Consider the following 12034-nt stretch of genomic DNA (forward strand, 5'->3'; position numbering starts at 1 on the left):
TTAGCACGTTACGGCTACGCTTCGGCGCTGCTCCGCGGGAGCCGCGCGGCCACCAGCTCGGCCAGGTCGCGCGCGGCGAGGTTCCCTTCCAGGCCGCCGGTCTTGATGCCGTCCTCGAACATGGTAAGGCAGAACGGGCAGTTGGAAACCAGCATGGGGGCGCGGGTTTCGCCGGCCATCTGCACGCGGGCAGTGCTGATGCGGGTCCCCACCTTTTCCTCGGCGAGGATGCGCCCCCCTCCCCCGCCGCAGCAGAAGCTCTCCAGACGGTTTCTATCCATCTCGGCGATGTTGCCGCCCAGACGCTGCAGCATCTCGCGCGGCGGCTCGAAGATGTCGGCATAGCGGCCGATGTAGCAGGAGTCGTGGTAGGTGCAGTCGAAGCTCTCGCCCGGTTCAAGCTGCAGCCCCCCCTGCTGCACCAGGTCCGCCAGGAAGGTGGTGTAGTGGCGCACCGGGACCTCCAGGCCGAGTTCCTTGTAGTCGCGGGCCAGGGCGTTGAAGCAGTGGGGACAGGTGGTGACGATCTCCTTAACGCCGTACCCCTTGATCCTTTCGATGTTCTCCTGCGCCATGGTCTGGTACAGGTACTCGTTGCCCAGCTTCCTCGGCGGCTCCCCGCAGCACTTCTCCTCCTTGCCCAAGATGCCGAGCCTGATACCCGCCGCGGAGCAGATTTTCGCGAAGGCCCTGGCCACCTCCTTGTTGCGGCGGTCGAATGAGGCGTAGCACCCCACGAAGTACATCACGTCGAAGGGCTCGCCGCTCTCCAGGGTCACCACGTCGAGCCCTTCGGCCCAGGCGCCGCGCTCGGCCCAGGCCAGTCCGAAGGGGTTGCCGTTCACCTCGTAGTTGCCCATGGCGGTCTGCACCTCGTCACCGGGAAACTTCCCCTCCATGAGCGCCAGGTTCCTGCGCATCTCGAGGATCTTGTTGACGTGCTCTATGTCCACCGGGCAGATCTCCTGGCAGGCGCGGCAGGTGGTGCAGTCCCAGAGCACCTCCTCGGTGACGTAGCGGCACAGGTCCCCCTGCGGGTCGTTGAGCGCCATCTCCCCCACCTGCTGCACCACCCGCATCGGGGAGAGCGGCTTTTCGGTGTACCAGGCGGGGCAGCGGTCCTGGCAGCGCTTGCACAGGGTGCAGGCGTCGGCGTCGTAGATGTCCTTCCAGGCGAGATCGGTGACCTTGGCGGCGCCGAACTGCTCCGCGGTCTCGTCTTCGAGGTTGATGGTGGCGATGGCCCCCTTGGGACGCAGGTCGGTGAACAGGTAGTTGGCCGGATCGGTGAACAGGTGCCTCAGCTTCGTGAAGGGGATGGCGACGATGAAGGCCATGGCCAGGAAGAAGTGCAGCCACCACATGGCCTTGTGGGTAACCGAGATGGTGGCGGGGTTCATTGCGGCGAACAGGGGGGTCAGCAGCAGCCCGCCGGGGGAGAGCCGGGCCAGCTCCGGGTTCTGGTGCACCTCGGTGGCGGCCATCCGGAGCGCCTCCACCACGAATCCGGTGACCAGGATGGTGAAGAGGAGCGCGTGGGCCAGGTAGTCGTCACCCTTGGTAGGGAGGGCTTTGGGCCGGACCAGGAAGCGCCGCACGAAGAGCCCCGCCAGCATGAGGATGGCGATGATGCCGGCCAGGTCGAGGACGAGGGAATACCCCTTGTAGAAGGTCCCCTTCAGGAAGGTCCACCCCGCCAGCGGCGCGGTGAAGTCGGCCTGCAGCATGATGAGCAGCGTGCCGATGAACAGGAGCAGAAAACCCCAGAAGAAGAAGGCATGCAGCGTCCCCGGCACCTGGACCCGAAGCACCTTGGCCTGGGTCAGGGCGCCCCGCACCATGAGCTTCAGGCGCAGCGAGAGCCGGTCCAGCCGGTCCAGGGGCTTCCCCTGCCGGTACATCGGCAGCCGGGACCGGAACCCCCAGGCGCAACCTCCCAGGGCCAGGAAGGCGAACAGGTACATGACCCAGATCAGGGCATGGTTGACGTTCCAGTAGATCTCGCGTGTCGCTTCCATACGGCACCTCTGAGGTTGCGGAATTGGCAAACTATAGCCGAAGAGGGCGCTTCAGGATAGAGAAAATCTAATAGGCGGGTTTGGGGATGAGCAGCCGGAGACGGGCTAGACGTGGTTGCGCAGCATGAGCTCCGCCGGGTGGGGGGAGAGGTAGACCTGCTGCCGCAGGTACTCCTGCCGGTACTTGGCGACGTAATGTTTGAGCATGGTGAGGGGCACCACCAGGGGCACCACCCCGTCGTGATACTGCGCGATCAGCTGCGAAAGCTCCTGCTTCTCCTCGGTGCAGAGGTTCTTTTTAAAGTACCCCATGATGTGCATCAGCACGTTGGTCTGCTTCTTCACCGTCGCGTGCAGCTCCAGGGCCTTCATGTAGAGCTCCTGGTAGCGCTCCAGCAGTTGCGGGAACGGAAGCTCCTTCCCCCGGGCCACCAGCGCCCCGAGCTCGCGGTAGAGCTGGGTGCTGTGCGACATGACCAGCAGTTTCTGGCAGGTGTGGAACTGGACCAGCTTGCCGAGGTCGGGTTCATCCGCGAGAAAATCCTTCCAGCGCCGGAAGGCGAACACCCGCTCGATGAAGTTTTCCCGCAGCACCGGGTCGTTCAGCCTCCCCTCCTCTTCCATGGGAAGCTGCGGGAAGCGCCGCGCCACCGCGGCGGCGAAGAGGCCACGCCCGGCGACCGGCGGCATCCCCTCCCGGTACACCTTGACCCGGAACAGTCCCGAGGAAGGGGATCCCTTCTTGAAGACAAAACCGCACAGCTCCTCGTGCGCCAACTGCTCCACCTTGTTCCGGCAGAACTCCAGCATCTGGCCGGTCTTGTCGATGCGCGTCCGGTGGGTCATGAGCCGCGGCTTTTCCGGGTCGCCCTCCAGGCGCATCGCCTCGCGCGGCGTGCCCATGCCGCACTCCACCTCGGGGCAGACCGGCACGAAGCTGAAGAACCTCCCGAGGACCCCGGTGAGGTAAGGGTCGTGCTTATGGCCGCCGTCGTAGCGTACCTTCTCCCCCAGAAGGCAGGAGCTGACGCCTATCTTTATGGATGCGCCGGATCCGGACATGAGAAACCTCCGTCCCCGTGGTGGGGCGGGAGACATTGTGGCAGAAAAAGTCCCCCCGCGCCAGCGCCAAGGGGCGTTTTTTCACAACAGCGGTGCGTCCTGCGGGGAGAAAAGCCCCTCGCCCATGAAGAGCCGCACCTGCCTGGGAAGCTGCGGCATCCTCAGGTCGTGCCGGGGGATCACGGTGGCACTGCGGTCCAGCAAAGCTTGCTTTTGGGGGCGGTTCTCCCTGCGGTGAGGCGTCGGCTTGGCGATCAAGATCAAGAGGGTGCTCCTTTTTGGACAGTATCTGCAGATCATTTTCCATATGCAATAATTAAACCCATGACATAAACTCCCGATTTATCGTGGGCCTCTCTGTGTGAGGGGTGCGAAAATGATGACAATGATTCAAGATTTATTCACACTGAGCCAGGAAGTTGACAGCGGCTAATCCCACTCTGACAATCGTGACAGGCAAGTCTTCCCCGCAAAGAGGACACAGCCTCAATTGAACAATCATCTTTATCTGATATAAACACTCTCAGTGTCATTCACCATACACCCAGCATCGAAGAAGCGGAGATACTTGATGTTCGACTCGCTGGAACAATGCCGTGTCCTGTTCAACGAACTGCCTCTGGGGATGTTCATCCAGCGACCGGACGGCACGCCGTTGGACGTTAACGCCGCCGCTTTGGAGATGTTCGGGATGGAGCGGGACCAGTTCCTGCTTCACAGCACCGAACACCCCCAGTGGCACCTCTGCACACCGGACGGCGCCCCTCTCCTACCCGAGCAGCATCCAGCCCTGTCCGCCTTGCGTCTGGGGCAGGCGGCCCGCGACATCAGCCTCGCCATCCACAACCCCCGCAAGGGGAGCCCGGTGCCGGTCTGCATGGATGCCCTGCCGCTCAAGGTGGACGACGAGACCGTCCCCTCACACGTATGCGTCGTCTTCAGGGAGGCCAGGGAGGCGGAAAGGGCGCTGCACGAGAGCGAATCCCGCTACCGGGCCATGGTGCAGACCCAGGCCGAGTTCGTGGTCCGCTACCGGCGCGGCGGCTTGCTCACCTTCGCCAACGACACCTATTGCCGCTACCTGCAAAAGGAGCGGGAAGAACTGCTGGGGCAGAATTTCTACACCTTCTTTTTCCTGCAGGACCGCGAGGCACTGATCCGCGGCGTGGAGTCGATGGACGGCGAACACCAGGGGCAGGCGCTTGAGGTGAGGGCCTGGCTTCCCGACGGGCGCCTGGTGTGGCAGAAGTGGAACAGCGGCGCCATCGTCGACGGCGACGGGCAGGTGGTGGAATACCAAGCCACGGGGATGGACATCACCCGGGGCAAGCAGGCCGAGGAAGGCCTCAAGAAAAGCGAGGAACGCTACCGCTCCCTGTTCGACAACATGCTGAACGGCTTCGCCTACTGCAGGATGATCCTCGACTCCTCGCACCCCCAGGATTTCGTCTTCCTGGAGGTGAACCAGAGCTTCGAGCGGCTCACCGGGCTCAGAGGTGCGAGCGGGAAGAGGATGAGCGATGTGCTTCCGGGTGTGTGGAAGTCGGATCCCGAACTGCTCGCATCGTTCAGGCGGGTGGCCCTGAGCGGGAAACCGGAGCAGATGGAGTATTACGTCAACGCCATCAGCGAGTGGCTCTCCGTGTCGGTCTACAGTCCGGAGCCGGGGTGCTTCGTCATCGTCTTCGACGTGATCACCAAGCGCAAACGGACCGAGGAATGCCTCGCCTTCCTGGCCCAATCCAACGCGACCGCCGCCCCCGACGAACAGTTCTTCCACCGCCTGGCCCGCTACCTGGCAGGCACCCTGAACATGGACTTCATCTGCATCGACCAGCTGGAGGAAGGAAACCTCTGGGCCCGCACCGTCGCGGTCTACTACAAGGGGATCTTCGAGGAGAACGTCCGCTACGCCCTCAAGGACACCCCCTGCGGAGAGGTGGTGGGACGCAACATCTGCTGCTACCGTGAGGGGGTCCGGCAGTTGTTCCCCAACGACCAGGTCCTGCAGGACCTGAAGGCGGAGAGCTACCTCGGCGTGGTCCTCTGGGGTTCCACCGGGGTTCCCATCGGGCTGATAGCGGTCATCGGTTGCAACCCGCTGCTGAACCGGGAACTGGCGGAAGAGATCCTGCAGATGGTGAGCGGCCGGGCCGCGGCAGAGCTGGAGCGGCGCCTCCACGAGGAGGAGCGCCTGAGGCTTGAGCAGCAGCTGCTGCACGCTCAGAAGCTGGAAAGCCTGGGGATCCTCGCCGGGGGGATCGCCCACGACTTCAACAACATCCTGACCGGGATCCTCGGCAACTCGAGCCTGGGGCTCATGCGCATCGCCCCGGACTCGCCGGCGGTGGAGAACCTGCAAAACATCGAGAAGGGGGCCATCAGGGCCGCCGACCTGGCCCGGCAGATGCTCGCCTACTCAGGCAAGGGGATGTTCGTCGTCGAGCCGGTCAGCCTGAACAGCCTCCTTACCGAGATGGTCCACCTGCTCGAGGTCTCCGTCTCCAAGAAGTGCCGGCTGGTGCTGGAACTGGCTGAGGAACTCCCGCCGGTGCAGGCGGACTCGACCCAGCTGCGCCAGATCGTGATGAACCTGGTGATCAACGCATCCGAGGCGATCGGCGACCGGGGGGGGACCATCACCATTCGCAGCGGCTACCGGCATTTCGACCATCAGTTCCTGAAAAGCGCCTGGTCCGAGAGGGAACTCGCGGAGGGGGACTTCCTGTTCCTGCAGGTGGAGGACGACGGCTGCGGCATGGACGAAGCCACGCTGGCGCGCATCTTCGATCCCTTCTTCACCACCAAGTTCACCGGCCGGGGGCTCGGGATGTCCGCGGTCCTCGGGATCATCAGGGGACATAGGGGCGCCATCAAGGTGGAGAGCAGGCCCGGCCACGGGACCACCTTCACCGTGGTCCTCCCCGCCAGCGAACTTCCGGTCCAGGACCAGGTGGCGCTGCAACAGCCTGAGGAAGCCTGGCAGGGGAGCGGAACGGTGCTGCTGGTCGACGACGAGGAGATCATCTGCGAGGTGGGCGCTTCCATGCTGGAGCAGCTGGGGTACGAGGTGGTGACGGCGCTCAGCGGCAGCAGGGCCGTGGAACTGTACCGGGAGAGGGGCGACGTGCGCTTCGTGATCCTGGACCTGACCATGCCGCAGATGGACGGCGAACAGACCTTCCAGGAGCTGAGGCGGTTCGATCCGGAGGTGAAGGTTATCATCTCCAGCGGCTACAGCGAGCAGGAGGTGACCCGGAAACTCTCGGGGACCGGATACCTCGCCTTCATCCAGAAACCCTACAGCATCCAGGCGTTATCCGACGTGATGAAGCGCAGCGACACCCGGCGCAGGGGGCCCAAGCGCTGAGACCAACGGTCCTTTAGCGCAGCCCGAAGCGCTCCTGCACCTCCGCCGGGGCCTCCTCGAACCCCTGGAACTCCATGGTGTAGCTCCCCCGCCCCTTGGTCGCGCTGCGCAGTTCCGTCATGTAGCCGAACATCTCCGCCAGGGGAACGGTGGCCTTCACCAGCTCGAGCTCCCCGCGCCGGTCCAGCCCCTCCACCCTTCCTCTTTTCTGCTGCAGCCCCCCCAGAACCTTCCCCAGGTGCTCCGCCGGGGTTTCCAGTTCCAGCTTCATTATCGGCTCCAGCAACAGGGGAGCCCCCTCCCGGGCCGCCAGGACCACCCCGCGCTGGGCCGCCCCGCGCAGCGCCAGTTCCGAGGGGGCCGGCGCTCCCGGCTCCACCGGGACCTCCAGCACCCGCACCTCCAGGTCGGTCAGGGCGTACCCGGTCAGGCACCCGCCGCTGACGGCCTCCAGCAGGCTCTCCCGCACCGCCGCCAGGAGTTCCGCGGTCACCGGCGCCACCGGGGCCGGAAGCACCGCCCGGACTCCGCTCCCCCGGGGTAGCGGTGCCAGCCGCAGCACGAGTTCGGCGGGTTCCGGACGCTTGTCCCCCAGGGCCTGGAAAACCTCCCGCCGCGTCACCTCGCGCCGCAGCGCCTCGCGGTACACCACCCTCGGCCGCCCCGTCTTCACCTGCACGCCGTACTCCCGGCGCAGGCGGTCGACGATGATCTCCAGGTGCAGCTCCCCCATCCCCGTGAGGATGGTCTGCCCGGTCTCCTTGTCCTCGTGCACCCGGAAGGTCGGGTCTTCCCACTGGAAGAACTCCAGCGTCCCCAGAAGGTGCGCCCGGTCCTCCCCCCCCTTCGCTTCGACGGCCAGTGAAACCACCGGCTCCGGCACGCTCACCCCTTCCAGGAGCAGCGGATGCCCCGGGTCGCACAGCGTGTCGCCGGTGAGGGTGGACTGGCAGCCGGTCACCGCCACGATATCCCCCGCGACCGCCTCGGCGACTTCCTCACGCCGGTGGGAATGCATCCGGAACAGGTGCCTGATGCGCTCGTTGCCGCCGCGGCTTGCGTTGAGCAGGGTCGCCCCGGTCCTCACCCTGCCGGAATAGATGCGCAGGTAGGTGAGGCGTCTTCCCTCCTCCGCCATCACCTTGAATGCCAGTGCGCGCAGCGGCTGGTCCGGGTCGCAGCTGAAACTCTCCGCTTCCCCGCTGCCAGGCTGCCTACCCACCATGGCGGGAAGGTCCAGCGGCGACGGCAGGTAGAGACAGACTGCGTCGAGTACCGGCTGGACCCCCTTGTTGCGCAGGGCCGATCCCAAAAGCACCGGGAAGATCTGGCAGGAGACGGTCCCCTTGCGCAGCGCCCGGTGCAGGGCCTCCGCCGCCACCTTGCGCCCCTCAAGGAAGTCCGCCATCACCTGGTCGTCGAAGTCCGCGGCCGCCTCTGTCAGCTGCAGGCGTGCCTGCTGGACCTGCTCCAGGTACTCGGCCGGAACAGGTCCGCGCAGCACCGTCCGCCCCAGGTCCTGATCGGAAAACGAGAGCGCCTCCTCCCCGATCAGGTCTATCACGCCGGAAAATGCCCCTTCGTTCCCGATGGGGAGCTGGAGCAAGACGGCGCGGGCATCCAGGCGTTCGGCCATGTGCTCCAGCACGTGACCGTGGTCGGAACCGAGCCGGTCCATCTTGTTGATCAGGCATACTCTCGGTACCCGGTAGCGGTCCGCCTGGCGCCACACCAGTTCGCTCTGGGGCTGCACCCCTTCGACGGCGCTGAAGATGGCCACGGCCCCGTCCAGCACCCTGACGCTCCGCTCCACCTCGATGGTGAAATCTATGTGCCCCGGGGTGTCGATGAGGTTGATCCGGTGTCCCCCCCAACGGCAGGAAGTGGCGCTGGCCGTGATGGTGATACCCCGCTCCTGCTCCTGCGGCATCCAGTCCATGACCGCCTGACCGTCATGCACCTCCCCCATCTTGTGCGTCTCTCCGCTGTAGAAGAGCATACGCTCAGTGACAGTAGTCTTCCCCGCATCGATATGGGAGATGATGCCGATATTGCGGATATGTGAAACGTCGGTTGCGGAAATGGTCGTTCTCCTTCGGCTCATGGTTGTGAAACTGGTCGGAAAAGTCCAATGATATCCGACGAGCTGCAGAAGTCAAAAACAAGGGGGCAGGTACTGGCAACATCGCTTCCGGTTTCTTTCTGAGGCCGCGCTATTGACATCCCCCTTGTTGTATATTAGCTTTTGCTAATTCAAAAAGGGGTTTCCCCTTCACACCACTATCAAGGAGGTAGTATCTACGATGAAAAAGATCACAATGCTCGTTGCCGTAACACTGTCAGCCGCCGTCGCCTTCGGCGCCCCCCCCATGGTACAGGCCGCTCAGGACACCACCAGGGCGGACAACACCAGGAAGAACAAGGAAGAGAACAAGGGCTTGACCGCCGAGCAGCAAAAGGAGAACAAGTCCGACCGCGAAATCACCCGCGAGATCCGGCGCGCGGTGGTAAAGGACAAGACCCTCTCCATCAAGGCGCACAACGTGAAGATCATCACCCGGGACGGACATGTCACCCTGAAAGGGCCGGTGAAGAGTGAAGACGAGAAGATGACGGTGGAAAAGGCCGCTGCAGCCGTGGCCGGCAAGGGGAAGGTGACCAACGAACTGGAAGTCGCGCCCCCCAAGGAGAAGAGTGAGAAAAGGGATAAGAGGGAAAAGCAGGACCAGAAAGAGCAGAAATAGCAGGCCAGCGCAGGCGTCCGCGAAGACAGGACAAGGCCAGGCTGCCCCGGCAGCCTGGCCTATGTCGTTGCCGGCGCCGTCTCCGCTTTAACGGTTGCGGCGCTCCTGCTTGCGCGCCAGCAGCGCTTCCCACTGCCGCTGCACTTCCTCCGGCGCGTAACGCTTGAAAAAGCGCGGGAAAAACCTGGCGATAAGCCGGTCCTCCCAGGTGAAGGTGGCAATCCAGCGTTCCGCCTGATCCGTATCGCGTTCTTCTTTCATCGTTCTCACCTCGCCATCACCAGCGCCCGATCAGTTGCACCTGGCGCGGGGAAGCCTTCACCCAGAGCCGTCCGTTGATGAGCTCACCGGCCAACATGCCGGTCGCCGAACCCAGGCCGTCTGCAAGAAGATCGTACCAGCTGAAGTGTGTTCCCGTAAACTCGTCCCCCACTTCGATGGCGAAGCCGGGGATCATGGCAAGCCCCGTGGCGGCTATCATCCGCGCTGGCCTTTCCAGGTCCGTTGCGTGATACAAGACCGTGTCCGAGGCCAGGCCCAAGATGGCGCCGCCGCCGAAATGAGAGATCTTGTCCTTGTCCAGGGCGTGAGCCGGCAGAGCAAACAGTAATGCAAGGAGCGCGATGGCTGTTTTCATTGCGGTAACCTCCTGTAACCGTGTGCTGCGGTCGATTGCACCATGTGCCTACAGGAAAGCCGATACAGGCCACCATTTTACCGGATTGCCGCTTCCTGACTACCACCCTCCGACTTTTTTATTGGGACACGCTCATCGTTATAATAAACCCCGGTCTTGCAGCATCCTTGATTGTTGTATAATATCCGTTGTCTCAGGGATCGACACCACCGGGCATAGAAGGAGCTGCTATATGAACAAGCAAGAGATCATGGAATTTTTGAACTCAAATCCGATATTCCACATGGCGACGGCCGACGGCGACACGCCGCACGTGCGAGGCATGCTGTTATACAGGGCCGATGAGAACGGCATCGTCTTCAACACCGGCAAGATCAAGGATCTTTACCACCAGTTGACCAAGAACCCGAAGGTCGAACTCTGCTTCAGCAACGGCATCTTCGAGAACCTGATCCAGGTCCGGATCGCCGGCACCGTTGAAGCCTTGGAGGACCTGGAGCTGAAAAAGGAGATCGTAGCCAAACGCGACTTCCTGAAGCCGTGGATCGACAAGGTGGGCTACGAGCAGCTGGCCGTGTACGTGCTGAAGAAGGGAACGGCCACCGTCTGGACCATGGCGACCAACACCGACCCCAAAGAGTTCATTCAGCTCTAGAGCCAGCCCCCCCCTGAAAGTATGAAAGGCGTCTCCCCGTGAGGGAAGACGCCTTTTTTCGTGGTGCAAAACCTGTCCTGCCGTGGGCACGAAACCGGATCAACCCGGCTCGACACCTCCCGGTCACCCCATTTCAGTCATGCGGTGCACGGTCTTGTCGGCGATCTTGTCGCTGAGGGCGGCGACGTAGGCCTTGAAATGCGCGGAGTCCATGTGCTGCTCGAAAGCGGCCTGGTCCTTCCAGTTCTCGTAGAAAACGAAGACTGCGGGGTCGGTGCTGTCCTGGTGCAGGCGGTACTCGATGCACCCCTGCTCCTGGCGGGTCGGGGCGAGCATCTTGATCACTTCCGCTTTTACCGCCTCGATGCAGTCATTCTTTGCCGTCAGTTTTGCCACAATGGTTACTTTTGACATGTTGTCCCCTTTATGTACGGATATAGGTCCCCCGGCGGGCCGGAGCGGTCATACTCTGGCACGTTCGATGATCTCCACCAGCGACAGCCCGCGGTTGGCCCAGAGGGGGAGTTGGTCGACGGTGTCGAAAAAAGAAATCTCCTCGGCGAACGCTTCGTCCCAGGGGGTACCGTCGGGGGCGAACTTCCCGCACGGCACGAAGGTGACGTAGCCGGGATAGGAGTCGTCGACGTAATCGGGATCGGGCTCGCCGGGCAGTGGAGGGGGAGCGAGGTCCCCCTCCTTGATGGTCAAAGGGAAGAGCCAGCACGCGGTCGGCTTGAAGGTCCATTTGTGTACGCCCAGTACGCCGGCAAGTGACTGGAGAAGGCACATGTGGTCGCTGGTGGCGAAGACGCACCTGGTGTGGTTGAAGTGAGGAGGGAACTCTTCCGTGGTGAAGGTAAAGGGCGTGGTCGCGGTCTTCACCCCGTTGGTTCCGTCGGGCCACGTGCCGTCCACGATGTAACCGGCGGGGAGAGCCGCGAAATGCTCCGGGTAGCTTCGCACCACGCCCCGGATCAGCTCGTCTTCCCCCGGCAGCAGGTAGACGCCGTCGTAGCAACATAGTCCCTGGCATCCCGCCGGATCGCACCCTTTGACACGCATCGCCGCTGCATTCTCCATAAGCTTGAAAGGAAAAAGGGCTATGCGGTCAGCATAGCCCTTCTTGTTGGTTACCGTGGTGCCCGGAGCCGGGGTCGAACCGGCACGGCTGTGAGGCCGACGGATTTTAAGTCCGTTGCGTCTACCAATTCCGCCATCCGGGCCGATCCCGTCGTTTGCTGCTGCTAGAGGTTGTTCACGCGCTCCCGCAGGTCCTTACCGGTCTTGAAGAACGGGGTCTTCTTGCTCGGGATGCTGACGATCTCGCCGCTCTTCGGATTCCTCGCCTCACGCGGCTCGCGGTCGCGGATGGTGAAGCTGCCAAAGCCGCGGATCTCCACCTTGTCGCCGTTGGTGAGGGCCTCGCTCATGGCGTCGAACACCATGGAGACTACTGCCTCGGAGTCCTTGCGGGTCAGAGCACCGCGTACTTCCACCAGTTTGTCGATCAGTTCGCTCTTAGTCATTTAAACACCTCAAATATGAATC

At 63.1% G+C, this 12034-nt stretch carries 12 protein-coding genes and 1 tRNA gene; 3 read left to right on the forward strand and 10 right to left on the reverse strand.

All coding sequences use genetic code 11. The annotated features are described in order from the left end of the window. Positions 1-14: 14 nt before the first annotated feature. From KP001_RS11095 to KP001_RS11105, 3 genes are all read right to left on the reverse strand, one after another. On the reverse strand, positions 15-2018 hold the full coding sequence (locus KP001_RS11095) for a heterodisulfide reductase-related iron-sulfur binding cluster (protein ID WP_217285711.1): 2004 nt from the start codon (positions 2016-2018) through the stop codon (positions 15-17). A gap of 105 nt (positions 2019-2123) precedes the next feature. Next, on the reverse strand, positions 2124-3080 hold the full coding sequence (locus KP001_RS11100; protein WP_217285712.1) for a YbgA family protein: 957 nt from the start codon (positions 3078-3080) through the stop codon (positions 2124-2126). Between the two features lie 81 nt (positions 3081-3161). Continuing rightward, positions 3162-3344, reverse strand: a complete 183-nt coding sequence (locus KP001_RS11105) for a hypothetical protein (RefSeq protein ID WP_217285713.1) — start codon at positions 3342-3344, stop codon at positions 3162-3164. Between the two features lie 307 nt (positions 3345-3651). On the opposite strand from KP001_RS11105, the gene KP001_RS11110 reads away from it, so the two are divergent. Further along, positions 3652-6450 (forward strand): hybrid sensor histidine kinase/response regulator, encoded by a 2799-nt coding sequence (locus KP001_RS11110; RefSeq protein ID WP_217285714.1) that lies wholly within the window; start codon positions 3652-3654, stop codon positions 6448-6450. A 13-nt stretch (positions 6451-6463) separates the two neighbouring features. Here KP001_RS11110 and fusA read toward each other — a convergent pair whose 3' ends face one another. Beyond that, the gene (gene fusA / locus KP001_RS11115; RefSeq protein ID WP_217285715.1) at positions 6464-8554 is read right to left on the reverse strand and encodes an elongation factor G; all 2091 of its coding nucleotides are present in this window, start codon (positions 8552-8554) and stop codon (positions 6464-6466) included. A gap of 199 nt (positions 8555-8753) precedes the next feature. Between fusA and KP001_RS11120 the strand changes: the two genes are divergently transcribed. Further along, entirely contained in the window at positions 8754-9194 is a 441-nt protein-coding gene (locus KP001_RS11120; protein ID WP_217285716.1) for a BON domain-containing protein, read from the forward strand. 87 nt (positions 9195-9281) lie between these two features. Here KP001_RS11120 and KP001_RS11125 read toward each other — a convergent pair whose 3' ends face one another. Next, positions 9282-9455, reverse strand: a complete 174-nt coding sequence (locus KP001_RS11125) for a hypothetical protein (protein WP_217285717.1) — start codon at positions 9453-9455, stop codon at positions 9282-9284. Positions 9456-9471: 16 nt separating this feature from the next. Further along, the gene (locus KP001_RS11130) at positions 9472-9831 is read right to left on the reverse strand and encodes a VanZ family protein (RefSeq protein WP_217285718.1); all 360 of its coding nucleotides are present in this window, start codon (positions 9829-9831) and stop codon (positions 9472-9474) included. Positions 9832-10063: 232 nt separating this feature from the next. On the opposite strand from KP001_RS11130, the gene KP001_RS11135 reads away from it, so the two are divergent. After that, positions 10064-10486 carry a pyridoxamine 5'-phosphate oxidase family protein gene (locus KP001_RS11135; protein ID WP_217285719.1) on the forward strand — a complete coding sequence of 141 codons (423 nt, stop codon included), beginning with the start codon at positions 10064-10066 and terminating at the stop codon, positions 10484-10486. 123 nt (positions 10487-10609) lie between these two features. Here KP001_RS11135 and KP001_RS11140 read toward each other — a convergent pair whose 3' ends face one another. The 4 genes from KP001_RS11140 to KP001_RS11155 form a co-directional block, all read right to left on the reverse strand. After that, the gene (locus tag KP001_RS11140) at positions 10610-10900 is read right to left on the reverse strand and encodes a putative quinol monooxygenase (protein ID WP_217285720.1); all 291 of its coding nucleotides are present in this window, start codon (positions 10898-10900) and stop codon (positions 10610-10612) included. Positions 10901-10948: 48 nt separating this feature from the next. Then, on the reverse strand, positions 10949-11548 hold the full coding sequence (locus KP001_RS11145) for a DUF3109 family protein (RefSeq protein ID WP_217285721.1): 600 nt from the start codon (positions 11546-11548) through the stop codon (positions 10949-10951). Positions 11549-11622: 74 nt separating this feature from the next. Continuing rightward, a tRNA-Leu gene (locus tag KP001_RS11150) sits at positions 11623-11709 on the reverse strand. A gap of 21 nt (positions 11710-11730) precedes the next feature. Further along, positions 11731-12012, reverse strand: coding sequence for an integration host factor subunit beta (locus KP001_RS11155; protein ID WP_015721554.1), 282 nt, complete (start codon positions 12010-12012; stop codon positions 11731-11733). Positions 12013-12034 lie beyond the last annotated feature (22 nt).

Origin of the sequence: Geomonas subterranea (assembly GCF_019063845.1) — a bacterium.
In the GTDB taxonomy this organism is placed as follows: domain Bacteria; phylum Desulfobacterota; class Desulfuromonadia; order Geobacterales; family Geobacteraceae; genus Geomonas; species Geomonas subterranea.